We start from the raw sequence: 18474 nt of genomic DNA, 5'->3' as shown, positions 1-18474 counted from the left end.
CCAAATTTTAGCAACCCTTGGATTGCCCTGTGTTTACTGTATGGCTTTAATGCCCCCGTACGCCCGGCGATATGCCTGATATTTCTCCTCAAAAGCATCGCTCAATGCGCGCACTGGTTCGATCTCGGCCTGCACCTCAGGGACCGAAATTACCCCTTCAACCGGCGCGCCCGTCGCCGCGATTTGGCCCAGCTTTGCGGCCCCCATGGCACCGCCAAATTCGCTGGACCCAGGTAATTTCAACGGCATATCCATCAAGGTCGCGATCACTTGCAGCCAATAGCGTGACGCGCTTCCGCCGCCGATTGCAAACACATCCGTCAACTTGGCATCTGTCGCCTTCAGGGCCTCAAAGCTGTCTCTTAACCCAAAGGCCACGCCTTCCAGAACCGCGCGCGTCAGGTCTTCTTGCGTCGTTGCAATGGACAACCCTGTAAAGCTTCCCCGGATCTCCGGGTCGTTGTGCGGTGTTCGTTCGCCCGACAGATATGGCAGGAACCGAACGTCCTGAGGCGGCTGAATGGTCTCACCCAAGGCTGCGGTCAATTCCGAGGGCTTCTTGCCAACCATGCGGGACAGCCAGTTCAGGCTATCGGTTGCAGAAAGCATGACCCCCATCTGGTACCAACGATCCGGAACAGCATGGCAAAACGTGTGCAAGGCGGTTTCCGGTGCGGGCCGATAGCCATCGCGCGCCGCAAGCAACACGCCAGAGGTGCCAAGCGACACAAACCCCTGTCCTTCGTTGAGCGCGCCGATACCACAGGCAGAGGCGGCATTATCGCCCGCGCCACCCGCGACGGTGACAGCTCCGTCCAGCCCCCAATCGCTTTGAAGTTTTGCACGCAGTGTGCCTGCGGCTTCGCTGCCTTCAACAAGCCTTGGCATCTGATCAAGGCGCATGTTGCTCGCATTGAGCAGGTGACCCGACCAAGCCCGTTCCCCGGCATCCAACCAAGATGTTCCGGCGCTGTCAGACATATCCGCCACAAAATCACCGGTCAGATAATAGTTCAGATAGGCCGCAGGCAGCAGGACCTTGTGCACTTTGGCGTAGGTTTCCGGTTCATGTTTGCGCACCCATTCGAGCTTTGGCGCGGTAAAACCGGGAAAGACAATATTGCCCGACGTCGCGCGAACACCGTCTGTGCTATCCAATCTGGCGGCCTCGACATGTGACCGCGTGTCGTTCCACAAAATACAAGGCCGCAGGACTTCCCCGGCTGCATCAAGCAGCGTCGCGCCGTGCATGTGGCCCGCCACACCAATCCCGCGCAATTGGCTGAAACTCGGAAATTTCTGACGCAGTTCATCGACAGTTTCGTTCAGTGCGGCGATCCAATCGGCGGGGTCCTGTTCAGACCAACCCGGCTGCCTGGAGGTTGCACTGTAGCTGCGTTCGGCGGATCCTACGACCCCGCCATCTTCGCCAATGAGCAAGCCGCGCAAGCCGGATGTGCCAACGTCGATTCCCAAAGATGTCATTTAATGTCCTTCAATTTGATATGTATCCGCAGGGCTCCCAAAGGAACCGGTTTTGTTGAGGCAACCGATTTTTCGGAGCAACCAATTCGTTTTGGCCTATCCCGCGGGGCCTCCGACCGCCTGTTAACCCGCTCGCCGAATCCGTGACGCATGTCGGTCCAAACCAAAACGACAAGTATGATCGCCGAAGGAGCCGGTTTGGCCGAAATGCTCGACACTGAGTGAGATCGTTGCGTGGCCGGATGGTAATAAATCACGGCAACAATCGCGCTCGGGGTTATTCAACCCCGCAACGATGGTGCTGGCTGAATTACACCGAGCCCTAAGACAGGTTGCGTCTTGTTCCTTTCGCGTGTCTCCTCCGAGTTTAACGGTCTAACCCCTGTCGGCAAGCAGACCGGTTACAGCGGTGGGCTCCCCAACCTGCGAATCGCCGATTACATCACATCTATATTACAGCCTTTGCTATTCTAAGAAGGTCGAAATTTTCATGGGGATATGAAAAACAGTTATATTAGGAGCTTCGTTTCCAAAGTCTCGCGTTGGGTTTGGGTCGAACCAAATTTGACGGTCAATCGTTTGAAAAACATAGCTAAACGTCGGAACCAAAAGCTGCTCATCGAACTACTGATCGGCGACAAAACCCACCTGAATATGGTTCGAAAACTGCTTCCACACCCGTCAGAGCGTCACCTGCTACAAAGTTTTTTTGGCAAACTGCTGACGCAGATGAAAAGCTGCAGTGCGGAATGGTGATTCCTGCCGAGACAAGAATGTTTCATCCGAAGCCAGGCTGCATAAGGCTGGATGACACTGTTACCGTCATTCCAGTTGGAGGTAATTTATTCGGTGCCGCGGATCGAGGGTAGGTTACCGCCAAAGTGCGCTTACTTGGTTTTTGGCGATCCAGACCCTCACAAGTGCACTGTAAATCTCCTACTGACCAGGAATTGAGATGCGGATCACTCCAACCGCAGAAATCGAAAAAAATGGCTCTCCGTCGGCTGGCGGCCGTGCAAAACGTAGCGAGTGTTCGACGGAGACTGAATGTCTGCTTCTCTGCACCTGTCCTACCGGTTCGCGACCGCAGCGAAGGTCGGCTGACCTGAAGAAACTTGTAGTACCTTTGCGATTGCGGCAGCGATGCCGCAGTCGCAGCGAACGGCAGGTCCGTCCGCACTCCCGACCGTCATCAGATCGCCGATGAAGGTCTGCTATGCGCCTCAGGTGGTCAAAACTCGTACGTTTCTGTCACCGGCGCAATCCACCGTATTTGTCCCGCACATTGTGACCAGGGGTTTTTGTCCAAAGTGGCCGTTCGTGACATTTGCGGCGAAACCTGCACCATACTTCTCGGTTTCTGCATCGCCGCGATTGTCAGCTGTTTGGGCGTGCTAAGTGCGATGTACCTTAAGAAGCTATCTTCTGATGAACCCAACTCTACAATTCGTAGGGCCGCTCGACATCCAAAGCCTGGTTCAACTTTTCCCAAGTTGCGGCTTCGAACCGTTCCGGCCAGTCTACGCCGCGCTGTTTCGCGAGTGTGCGGGCGCGAGGCAGATAGGCCTTTGCATAGGCGAGGTGTGTTGCGATCATCGCTTCCCGTTCGGCGACCGGCGCGGGCAAGGCGGTGAGCAAAGCCTTCTGCTCATCTGTGAGCAGGCGGTTCAAGTGAAGCGCTCCGCCTCGATCCGGTGCAGCCGTTTCTTCGACCAGCAGCTCGATGAGTTTGGTGCGCAGGTGGAAGATGCCCGCGACACCGTTGATGTATTCTTCGCGGCCCGCTGCAAGATGCAAAAGCCCCAGGATGCGGATGAATTCTTCGATCTGACGGAACAGATGCGCAGGAGAAGTCTGCCGCCGCAGCTGCTCTTTCGGTAACTGGCCATAGAGACCATCGTGATCAAAAAGAGGTCTCAGGCTCGCCTGGCTGTGGGCCGCGAACTGCTCGGGCTTCAGGATGATCACGTCGGTGCGCGTCCAGTCTGCGGTGATGGCGTTGATCAGCGCGGGGCGGGGACTTCGATCCCAGCACATCACGATGTCGCCGGTGCGCTCGACGGCGGTCTTCCACGCTCCCGCAACCTCGTCGGTGGGCCCGTGTTCCGACACCAAAACGAAGTCGATATCGCTATATGCGTCTGCCCGCCCGTTGCCGAAGCTGCCGCTCAGGAAAAGGCCGCGAACCGCGGAATGATCGCATAGTGCGTTGCTAATTGCCTCAATGACGTGTTCTGACTGCATAAACTCTTCCTCTCATTTGACACAGGCGTTCGCACTTCAGCGACGTGAAACAGCCTCAGCGGCGCGCAGAAACTGGAGCGGTATGGCTGGTGCTACCGCTTGATGGACCAGACCATTGCGATCTCGTAGCCAGCAGATTCCAACAACTCGATCTTGGACTTCCATCCAGCCGGACAGACGACAAATGCGGCTCCCATGCCACGGTTGACAAACGCTGTCTCGGCGGCGCGCAAGAGCACGCTCGCAGCTTGAGCGCCTCGGTCAAGTGCCGCCGGGTTGGCCAGATCGAGGTGATAGTAGTCGTCAATCACACCCGTCCCTGTGATGTCGTGGGCCGGAGGAAAATGTAACCGTGAGGCGGGCTGTGCGATGATGTAGCCCTGTAAGTCCTCGGACGCGCCCAGAACCATCATGTCCCGATCACGGAGCGTTAGGCTCCGCGTCATCCAAGCTGAAAAGCGTGGATCAGCTTCGGGATGGATTTCCCAGAAAGGATCGATGTCGAAAAGAACCTGACGGTTCTCGGCGCTGCGTGCAACGATGCCTGAAACATCGTTTTCCGTCGCTTGTCGAACACCGGCGGGCATTCCCTGATCGCCAAGGTCACTGCGTGACAGATAAAGCGTGAGAGGTTCATAACCGCCTTTCTCGAACGCGGTTCTCCAGATTTCGCCTGTGACGAAGGATGCCAGTTTGATCCTGGCACCGGCTTCGTGAAGTGCGCCCTCGGCTGCGGCCAACAAACCCTCCAAAGTGCCGCTTGGTGCATCGGCTGCAACGAAGGAGTCGGGCAGGATCAGTCCCGGCTCGCCGAACGAGCCTGCATAGATTGGGGGGACCGGCAATATCATCGCATGAATGACACCCGTGATCTGACCCCCATCGTCCGCGACATGCCAAAACTGTTGAAAGGGTTGTTGCTCGGCCGTCAGCGCAAACGTCAGCGCCTTTTCGATCTGCGTGGGCGCGTCGTCTGCCATCTTCCAGAGGATCGCATCCTCTGCATGGCGTTCCTGCGCATCCAGCATGAGTAGCTCGACGAGGCGCGGCATGTCGTCGGGTGTCGCTGGTCGAATCATCTGGGTCATCGCTCGGTCTCTTGTAGCTATTGCTGAGTGCTGCTTCCCCGCCTGTATCGGCCGCCTGCACCAAATTGACAAAGCAGGATGTTTCGATCAGCGTTTAGAAAAACTATCGCCTTTGAGGCATCGAATGAAGAATGTAAACCTGAACGCGCTCCGAGTGTTCTATGTCGTCGCATCGCGCGGGAACCTGCAACGCGCGGCTCAGGAGCTGAATCTCTCGCGTGGCGCAGTCTCTCAGCGGATCAAGCAGATCGAAATCGATCTGGGGGTGGTTCTTCTCGTGCGTGGCGCACGCGGCGTGTCTCTCACGCCGGAGGGGGAGCGCTGTCATGCGGCCATGAAAGAAGCCCTCGGGATCATCGACACTGCGCTGGTGAGCCTCGGCGAGGGCGGTGATCGCGTCACGCTGCACCTTGGGTCATCCACCGCAACGAAGTGGCTTATGCCCCGGATGGACGCTTTCGCGGTCAAGTTTCCGACCGCATCCCTGACCACGCAGGTGCACACACAGGTTTTAGCGCGCAGTCTGGGCCGGAACGAGATCGCGATCTGGCCCGGCAGAGCGCATGACACCAATCCGGCTCACGGATCGCGCCGCCTCGCCGACATCCGCTTAATCGCCGTATGCAGTCCTGAGTTCCTACGACCAGATTGGCCAATGGGGTTGGAAACATTGCTGACACTGCCGCTGCTGCAGGACGGGCACCGACGTTGGGAAAAACTGATGAAGACAACAGGCTGTGGAGACGCACATAAACTGCTCAACTTTGGTAGCTCTGCGCTGGCTCTGGACGCAGCTATTGGCGGTCACGGCGTCGCCATCGCGCCATCCTGCATGGTGGAGATTGATCTCCGTTCAAAGAAACTCGTGGAGATTTGGGTCGACCCCGACCTTTCTGATGATGGGCTCTATATCTCATGGGCAAAGGACCATTTGGGCCAGACGCGCATCAAGCGGATCGTTGATTGGATCGCGTCAGAGTTCGAGTGAAGCCGACCTTCGGTTTGGGAAGGCGAACGGCAGGAAAGTCCCGCATCTTACCAGTTCACGCACGGTGCAGCGAATTTCCGCTTTTGACCTCGGCGGCTGAGTCCCACTGATTTCCAGCGCTATTTGGATGCGTCGTTCCGAAGCGATTATTGTGCTCGACGAAAACTAAAGACATAGCCTTGCGGCCTCCCCAGCTCGGCTGCGCGTGTCGCAGGGGAGAACGGCCCTTCGGTCCGTCGCGCATTCGGCCATGCGGCCTCACCGCGGCGCAGCACACGGCATCCCGGTTTGCCCGCCTCGCGAGCACGTCCCTCCCCGGCCGCTCCGCCGGATTGCGCTCTGGTCTGTTTTGCTTGAGCGCAAAACGATCCCGCCGCTCCATCCGTCTCCCGCGTCCGGTCGGGCCGTTTGCCTGCTCGGGTCGGGCAAACCTACCGTCAAAACACACACACATGAGCGCGGAAGCATATCCTCCGGATGGCCCCCAAATCAGCCCGCGTCAAGGATCGCAAAACTTTTCGGCGAGGGCGGAGCCGGCGGCTTGGGGCGGTCCCGTGCGTGAGCGCGCGCATGTGTCCGGTGCGGCGCGCAGAAAACTTTTGCGCCCGGCAAGCCGGCGGCTGCGCCGTCCCTGACCCGGGCAGATTCGGAAACCAGGCATTCGGCCATGCCCCCACACTCACGTGGTGGCCTAGGAACCGAACACTGGAGACCAGACATGGCTTACGACACCGCAAACACCTACGAGACGATCGAACTTTTCGGGCTGACCGAGAAGGACGCGCAGCTGCCGATCCCGGAAGATCACATCCTGACCGACCACATCATCCGCGAGAGCTTCGAGGCTTTGCTCGGGCAGTTGCGCGGGACCGGGCTTGAAGCGGAAATCGAACCGCTGGCCCATGGGCTCGCCACGATCCTGCAGCGCCGCAAGGTGGCGCTTGGCAAGGAGGTCGACCGCACCGCCGACAAGATCGGCGCGCTGGCAAAATCTCACGACGGATCGGAGATCGCCGAGACCGCGCTCGAAGAGGCGCAGGCGCGCTTTGTGCAGTTGCGCGAGATTGTCGGCGCCATCGAGGTGATGAGCGAAGTAGCGGCGGAATGCTACGAGGTCGAGACGGGCCACGCCTTCATCCCGGCAGCCGGGTCGCGCGCAAGCGTCCGGGCGCAAGAGACCGGGGCGGTCTTCGAGGCGCGGCAGCTCCTCGAGCAGCACGACCGAGAAACCGCCGAGAAGTCGAAAGTCGAGGGGGTGCCCCTGATCGTCTCAGGAGCCACCGACTGGGCAGATGTCGATGTGATCTTCAACACGCTCGACAAGGTTCGCGAACGGATCAAGCAGAACCGCAACCAGGAGATCTTCCTCTGCCACAAGGGTGGCAAGCACGGGGCAGAGATGATTGCGGCTCGGTGGGCCCGGGCACGCGGGATAGCACAGGCGCGCTTCGATCCACGCTGGTCCGCGCATGGACGGGCGGCACCGTTCAAGTGCAACGACGAAATGCTGGACGACAAGTTCGCGGCGACGGGGGTTGTACTCTTCGGCGGCAACGGGGTCGCGCTGAACCTCGGGCAGAAGGCGGAAGCGAAAGGCCTGACGGTCATGCGGGTTGCTGACCCGGCTAAGAAGACTGCGCAGGATTGAAGAGAGGGGGTCGCCTTCGGGCGGCCCTTTCGTCATGTCTCATGGCGCGTGCGATCGGTCATGCGCGATCGGCAGTCTGCGGCGTCCAGCACCGTTATCCCTCTACCCAGTCCGTCAGAGTGTGCGGCCCATCCGCATCGGTACAGGATGGGGATGGTGAGCCCATCACGCACATCGTCAGCAGCGCAAGACGCGAGGGGTCGAGACGTCGCACATGAGGCTGAAGACCTGCACGTCCCTCGGGGCGTGTTTCGGAACATCTCATCCACGCGGGCGGGTTCCGTCAGCTCCCCGGCCAGGCTTGGCGGGACGCGGACGCGGATAATGGCGGCTGCGTGATGGCAAGGATCATCCGGATCACTCCTTTTTGCTCAAAGATGTGGATCGCACGGGGTCGGCCCGTCCGTGCCCTCAGCTCACGCTTCGGCAAGCACAAATACGGCTTCCACGGCGGGGCCGCGGACCCTCCGCATTTGCGCTTGCGAACGGGCCTCTTGCCCCCGTGCCGGGTGATCCCCATCGCAACAAGGAGTAACCCAAATGACCAACCACTACGTCGCCACCGTCCCCGTCAAGTTCACCGACACCGATGGCCAGGAGCGCACCCGCTTCCAACGCGTCGGCGCCATGTTCCGCAATACCCGCAACGGGGATGGTTCGGAGTTCTTCAGCCTCAAGCTCGACTTCCCGGTCGCGGTCTCGGAGTTGGTGATGTTCCCACCGAGCGCGAAAGATCCCCAGGACTAAATCCTCTGACGAGGATGGGCCGCCCCAGGATGATCTTGGGGCGGCCCGATCCCTGTTCCAGGGATGCCGCGTCCGGCGGTCAGATCGCCCGAGGCGACTTCACGAAGCCGCCGGCCGCTGCGCGTTCAACGGACGCACTCCCCCCGGAATGATCAGGCCGCGACAGACCGGCCAGTCAGCCTCAAGGGGGCATCCACAAAAACCTATCGGCCAGGGCCTCCCGGTTTTTGCGGCAGAGATTTGGGCCGAGCCAAATCTGGCCCTCCTTGACCCTGCCTGTCTGCCCTGTCGGTGGGGTTTGCGCCCGCCCGCGGTTCCGTCCGAACACATGCGTGTTCGTCCAGACCCTCGGGCGGTGCTGTGGAAGGGGCCTTTGAAGCTGGAGGCTGTGCTGGTGGTGAGGGCGGCAGAGCCGCGTCCCTGCCGGGCGCGGCGTGAAGCGGACACCAAGGCTGCCTGAGACTGAATGCGGCGTAAGTATATAATTGACTGCTTGGTATATTATCGTAAGGTGGGGGCAGCCTTGGTGGAAGGTGGCAGGAAATAGGGGGTCTTTCTTCGCATGTCGCGCTCAAAACGTCTCACAGTTGCGGACCGCATGGAGATCGTTCGCGAAGCTGCGGAAGGCATTTCCACTTCAGTGCTGGCGGAACGGTTTGGGGTGTCGGTGCGGGCGATTCAGTACACGCTCAAAGCTGATGCAGAGCGCCAGACGGATGCCGCGATCCCCGTCTCAGCGGTCAGTGTGAAGGTTACGACTGCGGAGCTTGCGGCGCTCGACGAGGTGCTGGCGAAGGCGGGGATCGAAAGCCGGGCCGAGGGGCTGCGGCGGCTCATTCAGGCGGCGGGCGGGGTGTTCGTTCCGGACGCGCAGATGGCGGCCGAGATGGCACGCTACAGGGCGACGCTGCATGAGGTCGGCAATGGAGTCGCGCAGATCGCCAAGCAGATGACGCGGGCCAACCGGCAGGGGCAGGGAGCTGATGGTGGCACGAGTGCCGAGTTCACCGAATTGCGCCTCGCGCAGATGCGCGGTCTGGCGCGGTTCATTCTGGATTCTGCTGACGAGATCGATCTGCTCCTGCGCCGCCGTCGGGACGCAATGCAGCTGCAGGCCACGGCCGCGCTGAGGGAGTTTGCGCATGCGGCTGAATGATGCCGTCCATGCCGTCACAGGCGATGTCTTCCGGGACGGCTGGAGCCGGATCCGGGGCTCAATGCAGGGGCTACATGTCGCCAAGCAGAAACAGCTCATGCGCGCGGCAGCCGGGCACCGTCCGGCGGTCTTCAAGGCGATCCGGGGCGGGGGTACGCATACCAAATCACAGCTCGCAAACCAGCTCGATTACCTCACCACCAAGTCCACCCATATCGTGGACAGTAGCGGGTTCCTGGATGGCAAGACGAAGCTCGAGGCGGGTGACATCAAGGATCTGACCGAGCGCTTTGCGAAGCGCTGGGATGCGGGCTTCAAACCCAAGCTTGGGCAGACCACCCACATGCTCATGTCCTTCCCCATCGGCACGCGGGGCGAGGATGTGCGCGACATCGCAACGGATGTGGCCGAGCGGTTCTTCCAGACTGATGAGGGGCATTTCGACTACATCATCGCGGTGCATGAGGACCGCGATCACCCGCATGCGCATCTGGTGCTGAACCGCCGCTCACAAGAAGGCGAGTTCTTCTTTCTGGGGCGCAACCACCGCTTCAACTATGACGATTTCCGCCTCGCCATGGTCGAGGAGGCAGAAAAGTATGGCGTGCGCCTCGAGGCCACGCGCCGGGTGGATCGCGGTGTTGTGCATTACCCGGCCCGAACCAGCGAGGTGTATGCCGCGAAGGACGACGGCCGCGCGCCCCGCGAGCGGGAACGTGTGGGGACCGACTTGACGCGGACGCTGGCGGAGATCGCCAACACCAGAACTGTCTACCATTCGCTTGCCGCGGAGGCTTCCCGGGAGGCCCGGGAAGACATCGCCGCAGCACTCTTCCGCGCGGGCGAGGTGCTGGCGCATGGCGGACAGATGGACCGAACAGGAGATGTGTATATGGCCGAGGAACAAAGCTTCGAGGATCTGAGAAGCCTCTATGCGGAAAAGCTCGCGCGGGTGCAGGGCATGATCGCCGAGAAGTCTGACGCGGAACGTCCCGTGCTGGAAAAACGCCTCATCGAGATCCAGACGCAGGTCCAGCACATGCAGCCCTTGGGGCTGCGCTCAGGCTCGCTGTCAGAGACCCCCTCGGAGGGCGGGATCTATTCCGAAGCCAATATTGACGCCAGCCAGCGCGAGCGACTGGCCGAGCCCGACCTGAGATCGCGCATTGACGTAGCACTACGGGGCACCGGGATCAGCACATCGGAAGTGGTGGCCCGGATCGAGACGGGCGCCTCAAATGCAGCGCTCGAGCATCAATGGATCGCCAATGATCTCTCCAAAGTAGCTGAGGCGCGCGATCTGAACCTCGAACGCCGCGCTGATCTGGAACAGGCGCGCGACATTCTCAACGATGTGCATGTCGCGCTCGGCACGCTGCTGGAACGCGAACAGGTGCTGCGCCGGGATGGTGTCATGGAAGCGGAACCGGACAGCGAGCGGTTCCATTATCATGAGGGCGCGGTCCGGGCGATGGAAGGGACAATCCGTCAGGAGATGCGCGCAGACGGCCTGACCGCGCAGCAGATCGAGGACAGGGATTGGGAGGTCGTATCGCGAGCGGAGCGCCGGATCGAGACGGAGCAGCGTGCATATCTCGAGGCACACCCGGATCTGCTCTCACGCCCTGGCGATGTGATTGACCGGTCTGAGCCCTACAGGGAGACCATCACCGATGCGGCCCGCGCCAGTGAGATCACCCGCGAAGTCGACCGGATCATAGCGGGACGCGACGTCCGCACGCCCGTTGCAGATGCAGTCACGGATGACTTGCGCGCGCGCTATCCGGACATGCCGTCCCACCTTGCCCGCGGGCTCGGTGCGACCTATGCGGCCGTCGTCGAGATACGCGACACGGAGGTCATCAATCAGGTCCGCCGCGAAAACGAGATGCGCGAGGGGCTTGGGGTTGGCACGCGCGACGACATCCTCGCGGCCCGCGACGAAACCACGACGCGGTTTGACCGTGCCGACCGCCTTGCAGACGAGATTGCGCGTGTTCTGGACCATGAGCGGGCGGGGGAGTTGTCCGCGCCCTTCGAGACCGAGGCGGAGCGGGACGCATTTCGAGATGAAATTGCGCAGGTGCTTGATAACCGTCAACTTGAGCGGCTCACATCCGGCGATGCCGATGCGCTGGAAAAGGTTCTCGAGGACCGTCTCGACCGGCTCTATGTCGCCAAGGTCTATCTGCAATCCAATGCCGCGACGGCCAATACGGAGGCCTTGCGCCAGGTGGTCGATGATCTTGCCGATACCGAATATGAAAAACACCGCGCGACAGACGTGGATGGAGAGACCGAGCGGGGTCAGGTCCATTGAGCGCCTCCATGGGAAAAGCGCGGATCGCAACAGGGGTCTTGATGGTGACGCTGGTGACCGGGGCCATGGGCTATACGATCGCCTCGGCGGTGCTGACCTACCAGGATCTCGGCTTTGGGGCCGAGATCGACTTTGCCTATATCGCGCAGAACTACATGGCGATCTTGGACCGCCGCCCGGAGGACGCCCAACTTATTCACCTGATCATCGGCAGCTTCGCCGCCGCCGGCCTGATGCTGAGCCTCGCCCTCTCGGGGTCCGCCCTCACACGCTTTGGCCAGACCCATTGGCAGAGCGCGCGCGAGATGAAGGCCAATGGCTTTTTCGGGGCGCCCGGGACCGGGTTCATCCTCGGCAAGCTGGGGCCGCCGGGCTCCCGCGCCAATTACATTTGCTCCAAGGTCTTCCCCCATGCGCTGATCGTGGCCCCCACGGGCCGTGGCAAAACCACGGGCTTTGTCATTCCGAACCTGCTGACCTGGCAGGGCTCTGCCGTGACGCTCGATGTGAAGGGCGAATGCTTCGAGGCGACGGCCCGGCACCGCGCAGCCCAAGGCGACAAGGTCTATCGCTTTGCCCCCACCGATTGGGAGGGCAGGCGCACGCATCGCTACAACCCGCTCCTGCGCATCTATCAACTGAAAGATCCCGCGCGCCAGCAGATGGAATTGCAGCTTCTTGCGACGCTCTTCCTGCAGAGCGACAATGACCGGGTGCAGGGGCTGCTCAAGGGCGGGATCGATCTCTTCGTGGCAGCAGGCCTGCTGGCGTTCCAGCGCAAGCGCCCCACCTTGGGAGAAATCTACCGCATCGCGGCCTCCGGTGGAAACAAGCAGAAGGAGTATTTCGCGCGGGGCCATGAGGTCGACAACAGGGCGGCCAAGCTGATCTTCACGCGGCTGGCCTCGACCAACAACGACACACTGACCTCTTATGTCTCGCTCCTGATGACCTCGGGGCTCGATCAATGGCAGAACCCGGCCATCGATGAGGCGACGTCCGTGTCGGACTTTGATTTCCGCACGATCCGCAAGAAACCCTTTTCGGTTTATCTCGTGGTCCAGCCGCTGATGGTCAAACCCCTAGCGCCGCTGATCCGCCTCTTCTTCTCCGATCTCCTCTCCGCCATGCAGGAAAAGGATCCCGGGCCAGACGAGCCATGGCCAGTGATGATCATGCTCGACGAGTTCAACCGTCTCGGCAAGATGCCCATCGTGGTCGAGAGCATCGAGACCCTGCGCACCTATCGCGGCCATTTGGCCGTGGTCACCCAAACCATCCCCGCCCTCGATGAAATCTATGGTGAGAACACCCGCCGTGCGCTGCAAGGCAACGCGGGCGTGAAGCTCTACCTGACGCCCTCTGATGAGAAGACCGTCGAGGAGCTGAGCAAGGCGGTCGGCAAGACCACGAAGACCGTCATCACGCGATCCCAGTCCATCGGCAAGAATCCCTTTGAGGGCCGTAGCCAATCCACACGGACTGAAGAGAGCTCGTTGTTGCCCGAAGATGAGGCGCGCCGCCTGCCGCTCGACGAGATCGTCATGGTCATCGATGCCCAGATGCCGGTCCGGGCAAAGCGGATCCAGTATTTTGATGATCGGCTGTTCAAGGCGATCCACGCGGCACAGACGGGCGAGTTGCCCTTTCCGGAGCCGGGGGGAGGGGGGCCGCAGGGGAACCTGCCGCTGAGTGTGCGCGCCATGACGATGAAACCGCCGCCGGACGAGTCCCGCGGATCGGGAGCCGATTCAGAGAGGGTACACCAGGCTCCTGATGGCCAATCGTCAGGGCAAACCGATGTCGCCGCAAAGAAAACCGCGCCCGTCGTTCAAGCCGTCATCGCCGAGGAAAAGCATCAGATGGAGATGGATTTTGGGAGCCAGGTTGCGGATTCCGAGACAGTGGGCTTGGATGATGAGGCGCAGATGCGTTCTGCCGTCGATGGCTTGGACGACATGGAAGTAATGTTGCGAGAGGATGGTGGTCAAAAGCTGGTTGCCCGATAGGATAGCGAGGAGTTTATGTCGGTCGGGGCGGGGAGCGGAATTTCGCTGCATCTTGCGTGAATGTCCGGACATGTTCAAAAGCTTCCAAAAAACGCAAGATCTGGTTAGGAACGAGGTGAACGCTGATGCCGTTTCATCCAAACTCCTTGTATCGGTTGCGCAATGCTGATGCGGGTTTGATCGCTTTGGGAGTCAAATGCCTGTTGATTGGGGCGACACGCCTGCCTGCCAATCGACGACGAAGCGCACGAATATCCGTGTTAGGCTCTCGCGTCTTGATGTGTCCGGCCAGACCGCGAAGATGCCCAGCGGCATCAACCGCCAATCTGGCAGGAGGCGCACCAGTCGGCCCTCGGCTTCACCCCGGGCGGCAAGATGTTCCGGCAGGACAGTCGCGCCAAGGTTCTGACAGGTGAAATGATACAGCGCGTCGATGCTGTCGACCTCCAGCCGGGCCTGGCCCAGTACCTTGACCGGATCGCCCCCCGGTCCGGTCAGCGTGGTATATTCAGATCGGTGCTTGTAACGCAACCAGTCCCAATCCTCCATCTCTGCCGGATGGGACGGGCGCGGTCGGGTGGCGGCATAGCCCGCCCCCGCCACCAAGGCCCGCGCGCTCTCGCCCAGCTTGCGCGACATCATCGAACTGTCATCCAGCCATCCGGCCCGGATGTTCACGTCATACCCATCCTCCAGCAGATCGGTGCGGCCATCGGTGAAACTGACCGACAGCGCGACCTGCGGGTGACGGCGCACGAATTCCGCGATGGCGGTGGCCAGCGTGGACGAGGACATGAAAGCCGGCATGGACACCCGCAGCGCGCCCACCGGTTCCAGCGACAGGGCGTTCAATTCGTTCAACCCGGTCTCCGCGCTGCGCAGCATCTCGGCCGCGCGGGCATAGAACATGCGCCCCTCGTTGGTCAGGGCGATTTTGCGTGTGGTGCGATACAGCAATGTCACGCCAAGGAAATCCTCCAGGTCCGACACAGTCTCACTGATGCGGGACGGCGCAAGGCCGATCGCCTTGGCCGCGGCACGGAACGACCCCTCGTCGACGACTCTTGCAAAGATCGCCATATGGCGCAGATGCTCGATCATTGTTCCGCTGAACCGAATTATGACTTCCGATAACAAGCAATACCCGGATCAATGCGGTAGGGATAGATGTTCTTTGCAACACGACGGAGCATCGACATGAACGCGAGCACATTCTTCAAGACGGAAAACGCCGAACGCTATCTGGGCACGCTGTGCAAGCATTTCGGCCACAAGGTTCCGGTCTCTTTCGAGCCCGGAGCGGGCCACATCGAACTGCCCTTTGGACAGTGCGATCTGCGCGCCGACACCGATGGCCTGCGCCTGACCGCCATCGCCGCGGACACGCCCGAACTCGACAAGACGATTGAGGTGATCACCAACCACCTTGAACGCTTCGCATTCCGCGAAAACCCGGACCTGACCTGGAGCCGGGCCGAATCCACCGGGGCCTGACGTCGGCCCAAACTCTTTCCATTCCAGGACACGCCCGAACACGCCCCACCCCGGAGCGCGAACCGAGAGGGCATGTCCAAACACCCCGAGGAGACCACAATGAAACTGACCCAACTTCTTGCCTCAGCGTCGATCGTCGCCACTCTGCCGTTTGCGGCGCAAGCCGACAGTGCGGAGAACAAGGCCTTTGTTCTCGAAGCGCTGGAAAACACGCTGCTGGCGGGCGATGTCGAAGCCGTTGACCAGTATTTTTCCGAAGACATCATCCAGCACAACGAGATGTTCGCCAGCGGCATCGAAGCGCAAAAAGGCGTCGTCGGCTTTCTCGCAGGCAGCGGCACCTTCAAGGCGGACTACGTCCGCGTAATCGCGGATGATGACATCGTGGCCGTTCATGCCCGCTATGAGGGCTTTGGCGAAACAGCGATGATCGCTTTTGACGTCTTCCGCGTCGAGGACGGCAAGATCGCCGAGCATTGGGACAACCTGATTCCCGAGGCCGCACCGAACCCCTCGGGCCGCACCCAGATCGACGGCGCGACTGAAATCACTGACTTGGATAAGACCGAGGCCAACAAGGCGCTGGTCGAGGAATTCATCACCAAATCGCTGATCGAACATGCCGAGGTGAATATCACCGACTACATCAGCCCGGTTACTTACATTCAGCACAACCCGATGGTCGCTGACGGGCTGGAAGGCTTTGGTGCCTTCATGGCGCAGATGGCCGAACAGGGCATCAGCATGGATTACACCCAGGTCAATCAGGTGATCGGCGAAGGCAACTTCGTGCTGACCCTGTCCGAGGGCGCCCTCGGCGGTGAACCGACCGCCTTCTACGACCTCTTTCGCGTCGAGGACGGGCTGATCGTGGAGCACTGGGACGTCATCGCGCCCATGCCCGGCCCGGACGCCCCGCACAACGAAGCTGGCAAATTTTGATCACCCCGCCCCTCAAGGAGCACGACATGAACCGCAGAACACTTTTGAAAACCTCGATTGGCGCAGCGCTCGCCACAATTCTCGCACAACACGCAGGAGCACAGACAATGGACGACCAGACACAAGCCAGCTTTGACACCGTCATGGCCTTTATGGGCGCGATGGGATCGGGCGACATGGAAAAGATGAGCGCGCTGATGGCCGACGACATGGTGTGGCACAACGAAGGCGACGAAAGCCTGCCGTGGATCGGTGGCGCGGAAGGGAAAGAGAATATCTTTGAATTCCTCGGCGTGTTTTCCGAGAACCTTCAGACGACCAAGTGGGAAAACACCGACGCCTTCGCCTCGGGTGACACGGTTGCCGTCTTTGGCAAGATGAACGGCATCACGCCCCATTCAGGCAAGGAAATCGGCGAATTCACCTTTGCCCTGCGGGCTAAGGTCCGCGATGGCCAAGTAGTGCTGTGGCACTGGTTCGAAGACAGCTTTGCCGTCAGCCAAGCTTATCACGGCTGATTTGTGAGACTATGGCAAAGCCGTCCGTTCCGGCGGCTTTGCCCATCGCATTAGAGAGAGGACAGACCATGACAACTTATGCCGTTACTGCCGTTTCGGGCCAGCTTGGCCATGAGATCGCCCGCAAACTGATCGACCTGCCGGGCGGCGCGCCCGTCATCGGGCTGGCCCGCACGCCCGCCAAGGTCACCGATCTTGGTGTCGAGGTACGCCCGGGCGACTACGATCAACCGGATCAATTGAAAGCCTCGCTGGAGGGGGTCAACGCGCTGGTGATCGTCTCGGGCATGGCCCCACCCGAGGACCGCATCCAGCAGCACCGCAACGTGATCGACGCCGCCCGCGCGGCCGGTGTGCAGAAGCTGGTCTATACCAGCATCATCGGCCCCGAAGAAGGCACGCGCTTTTCACCGGTGGTGCAAAGCAATCGGCAGACCGAGGCGGACATTCGCACCAGTGGTCTGGACTGGGCCATTGGGCGCAACGGCATCTATATTGAGCCCGATGTCGAATACATCGACAGTTACAAGGCCCGCGGTGAGATCGCCAACAGCGCAGGAACCGGCAAATGCGGCTACACCACGCGGTCGGAACTTGCCCATGCCTATGCCGCTCTGCTGACGCGCGACGATCTGAACGGCGGGACCTATGACTTGAACGGCACGCCGATCACGCAAGGAAGACTGGCAGGCTACCTGAACCGCACTTTCGGCACCGACCTGACCTACCGCGAGATGACCTCCGAAGATTTCGTCGCCGACCGCAGCACCGAGCTGGGCGATTTCATCGGCCCGATCATCGGCGGCATCTACGAGGGCATCCGCCAAGGGGCCTACGACCGGCCGGGTGACTTTGCAAAGGTCACCGGTCGCCCGCACCAATCTTGGGAAGATTATTTTCTCTCGCTCCGCGCCTGAGCGCGACGGAACTCCTGCGCTGCAGCGTACCACCACCAACCCATCTATGTGGTCGCCGCCGCGACCAATCCAAGAAAGGCAACAGACATGCTGTCACGATTTTCTCCCTACTGGCTCTGGGCGCTGATGGCGCTGCCGGGCCTCGGCATCCTTGCAAGCATCCTGGGCGCTGCGGATGCCGAGGCCACCGGGGCCGCCATCCACGCGGCGCTGCACCCGACCGGCGAGTTCGGCGCGCGCTTCATGATCATCGCCATGCTTGCCTCGCCGCTGGCGCTGGTGTTCAAGGGCTGGCGCGGCCCGCGCTGGCTGAAGAAAAACCGCCGCTACTTTGGCGTTGCGGCCTTTGTCTACGCGCTGGCGCATACGGTGCTGTATCTCATCGACCTTGGCAACGCGCAGAAGGTGATCGCCGATCTGCCGAAACTCTATATCTGGACCGGCTGGATCGCTTTCCTGATCTTCGTACCGCTGACCGTGACCTCTTCTGACTACTGTGTTCGAAAGATGGGCCGCACGTGGAAAACGCTGCAGCGCACGACCTACGCCGCCGCCGTCCTAACCCTGCTGCACTGGGCTGCGCTGCACGACTGGGGTGGTATCGGCCCTGCGCTGGTGCATTTTGTCCCGCTCGGCCTGCTGGAGGGCTACCGCGTCTGGTACTGGTACTTGCGCCCGCGCCCGCGGGTGGCGTGACCGAAGGACGACTGACGACTATGGTACGCACGTTTGCGGTATCTGTTTCCAGTTCATCGCTCCAGTTCGTGAATTCCGAAGCATCCGGGGGTTTGAATTCGAAGCCGTCATTCGCCGCAAGGAGGGCCAAGGTCGGCTTTGGTCCTATTTTGTTGAAAAACTCTTGTTGATTTGACGGCTCATGGCTGATTCAATTTCTCTATGGCAGCGGGGGATTGAATG

At 60.7% G+C, this 18474-nt stretch carries 15 protein-coding genes; 11 read left to right on the top strand and 4 right to left on the bottom strand.

Features of this window, described 5'->3' with window-relative positions; translation table 11 throughout:
* Positions 1-33: 33 nt before the first annotated feature.
* From xylB to Q4577_RS19130, 3 genes are all read right to left on the bottom strand, one after another.
* Positions 34-1485: a xylulokinase gene (gene xylB / locus Q4577_RS19140; protein WP_303471908.1), complete on the bottom strand. Its 1452-nt coding sequence runs from the start codon at positions 1483-1485 to the stop codon at positions 34-36.
* A 1440-nt stretch (positions 1486-2925) separates the two neighbouring features.
* Positions 2926-3729 (bottom strand): nucleotidyltransferase domain-containing protein, encoded by an 804-nt coding sequence (locus Q4577_RS19135; RefSeq protein ID WP_303471907.1) that lies wholly within the window; start codon positions 3727-3729, stop codon positions 2926-2928.
* A 92-nt stretch (positions 3730-3821) separates the two neighbouring features.
* Positions 3822-4817: a hypothetical protein gene (locus Q4577_RS19130; protein WP_303471906.1), complete on the bottom strand. Its 996-nt coding sequence runs from the start codon at positions 4815-4817 to the stop codon at positions 3822-3824.
* Positions 4818-4941: 124 nt separating this feature from the next.
* Between Q4577_RS19130 and Q4577_RS19125 the strand changes: the two genes are divergently transcribed.
* The 6 genes from Q4577_RS19125 to Q4577_RS19100 all read left to right on the top strand — a co-directional run bounded on the left by Q4577_RS19125 (position 4942) and on the right by Q4577_RS19100 (position 13685).
* The gene (locus Q4577_RS19125) at positions 4942-5805 is read left to right on the top strand and encodes a LysR family transcriptional regulator (RefSeq protein WP_303471904.1); all 864 of its coding nucleotides are present in this window, start codon (positions 4942-4944) and stop codon (positions 5803-5805) included.
* 718 nt (positions 5806-6523) lie between these two features.
* Complete coding sequence (locus Q4577_RS19120) at positions 6524-7453, top strand: DUF2493 domain-containing protein (RefSeq protein WP_303471903.1); 930 nt, start codon at positions 6524-6526, stop codon at positions 7451-7453.
* 540 nt (positions 7454-7993) lie between these two features.
* Positions 7994-8200, top strand: a complete 207-nt coding sequence (locus tag Q4577_RS19115; protein WP_007120662.1) for a hypothetical protein — start codon at positions 7994-7996, stop codon at positions 8198-8200.
* 562 nt (positions 8201-8762) lie between these two features.
* A complete protein-coding gene (locus tag Q4577_RS19110) occupies positions 8763-9356 on the top strand; it encodes a helix-turn-helix domain-containing protein (protein WP_303471901.1) in 594 nt (197 codons plus the stop codon).
* Complete coding sequence (locus Q4577_RS19105) at positions 9343-11676, top strand: relaxase/mobilization nuclease domain-containing protein (protein WP_303471899.1); 2334 nt, start codon at positions 9343-9345, stop codon at positions 11674-11676. The genes Q4577_RS19110 and Q4577_RS19105 overlap by 14 nt, the downstream gene beginning before the upstream one ends.
* An 8-nt stretch (positions 11677-11684) precedes the next feature.
* Positions 11685-13685 (top strand): type IV secretory system conjugative DNA transfer family protein, encoded by a 2001-nt coding sequence (locus Q4577_RS19100; protein WP_303472023.1) that lies wholly within the window; start codon positions 11685-11687, stop codon positions 13683-13685.
* Between the two features lie 192 nt (positions 13686-13877).
* Here the strand turns inward: Q4577_RS19100 and Q4577_RS19095 are convergent, their stop codons facing one another.
* A complete protein-coding gene (locus Q4577_RS19095; protein WP_303471897.1) occupies positions 13878-14786 on the bottom strand; it encodes a LysR family transcriptional regulator in 909 nt (302 codons plus the stop codon).
* A 96-nt stretch (positions 14787-14882) separates the two neighbouring features.
* Between Q4577_RS19095 and Q4577_RS19090 the strand changes: the two genes are divergently transcribed.
* From Q4577_RS19090 to Q4577_RS19070, 5 genes are all read left to right on the top strand, one after another.
* Positions 14883-15179, top strand: coding sequence for a DUF2218 domain-containing protein (locus Q4577_RS19090; RefSeq protein ID WP_303471894.1), 297 nt, complete (start codon positions 14883-14885; stop codon positions 15177-15179).
* 99 nt (positions 15180-15278) lie between these two features.
* Positions 15279-16121: a nuclear transport factor 2 family protein gene (locus Q4577_RS19085; RefSeq protein WP_244689368.1), complete on the top strand. Its 843-nt coding sequence runs from the start codon at positions 15279-15281 to the stop codon at positions 16119-16121.
* Between the two features lie 26 nt (positions 16122-16147).
* Complete coding sequence (locus Q4577_RS19080) at positions 16148-16639, top strand: nuclear transport factor 2 family protein (protein WP_244689371.1); 492 nt, start codon at positions 16148-16150, stop codon at positions 16637-16639.
* Positions 16640-16707: 68 nt separating this feature from the next.
* Positions 16708-17556 carry an NAD(P)H-binding protein gene (locus Q4577_RS19075; RefSeq protein ID WP_303471891.1) on the top strand — a complete coding sequence of 283 codons (849 nt, stop codon included), beginning with the start codon at positions 16708-16710 and terminating at the stop codon, positions 17554-17556.
* Between the two features lie 87 nt (positions 17557-17643).
* The gene (locus Q4577_RS19070; RefSeq protein WP_303471889.1) at positions 17644-18252 is read left to right on the top strand and encodes a sulfite oxidase heme-binding subunit YedZ; all 609 of its coding nucleotides are present in this window, start codon (positions 17644-17646) and stop codon (positions 18250-18252) included.
* Positions 18253-18474: the final 222 nt, after the last annotated feature.

This window comes from Marinovum sp. 2_MG-2023, from assembly GCF_030548265.1.
In the GTDB taxonomy this organism is placed as follows: domain Bacteria; phylum Pseudomonadota; class Alphaproteobacteria; order Rhodobacterales; family Rhodobacteraceae; genus Marinovum.
This window is presented reverse-complemented; position numbering and strand designations above follow the sequence as displayed.

Coding starts and splice junctions, on each gene's coding strand:
- xylB (WP_303471908.1), bottom strand. CDS start 1,485: ATGACATCTTTGGGAATCGACGTTGGCACATCCGGCTTGCGCGGCTTG.
- Q4577_RS19135 (WP_303471907.1), bottom strand. CDS start 3,729: ATGCAGTCAGAACACGTCATTGAGGCAATTAGCAACGCACTATGCGAT.
- Q4577_RS19130 (WP_303471906.1), bottom strand. CDS start 4,817: ATGACCCAGATGATTCGACCAGCGACACCCGACGACATGCCGCGCCTC.
- Q4577_RS19125 (WP_303471904.1), top strand. CDS start 4,942: ATGAAGAATGTAAACCTGAACGCGCTCCGAGTGTTCTATGTCGTCGCA.
- Q4577_RS19120 (WP_303471903.1), top strand. CDS start 6,524: ATGGCTTACGACACCGCAAACACCTACGAGACGATCGAACTTTTCGGG.
- Q4577_RS19115 (WP_007120662.1), top strand. CDS start 7,994: ATGACCAACCACTACGTCGCCACCGTCCCCGTCAAGTTCACCGACACC.
- Q4577_RS19110 (WP_303471901.1), top strand. CDS start 8,763: ATGTCGCGCTCAAAACGTCTCACAGTTGCGGACCGCATGGAGATCGTT.
- Q4577_RS19105 (WP_303471899.1), top strand. CDS start 9,343: ATGCGGCTGAATGATGCCGTCCATGCCGTCACAGGCGATGTCTTCCGG.
- Q4577_RS19100 (WP_303472023.1), top strand. CDS start 11,685: ATGGGAAAAGCGCGGATCGCAACAGGGGTCTTGATGGTGACGCTGGTG.
- Q4577_RS19095 (WP_303471897.1), bottom strand. CDS start 14,786: ATGATCGAGCATCTGCGCCATATGGCGATCTTTGCAAGAGTCGTCGAC.
- Q4577_RS19090 (WP_303471894.1), top strand. CDS start 14,883: ATGAACGCGAGCACATTCTTCAAGACGGAAAACGCCGAACGCTATCTG.
- Q4577_RS19085 (WP_244689368.1), top strand. CDS start 15,279: ATGAAACTGACCCAACTTCTTGCCTCAGCGTCGATCGTCGCCACTCTG.
- Q4577_RS19080 (WP_244689371.1), top strand. CDS start 16,148: ATGAACCGCAGAACACTTTTGAAAACCTCGATTGGCGCAGCGCTCGCC.
- Q4577_RS19075 (WP_303471891.1), top strand. CDS start 16,708: ATGACAACTTATGCCGTTACTGCCGTTTCGGGCCAGCTTGGCCATGAG.
- Q4577_RS19070 (WP_303471889.1), top strand. CDS start 17,644: ATGCTGTCACGATTTTCTCCCTACTGGCTCTGGGCGCTGATGGCGCTG.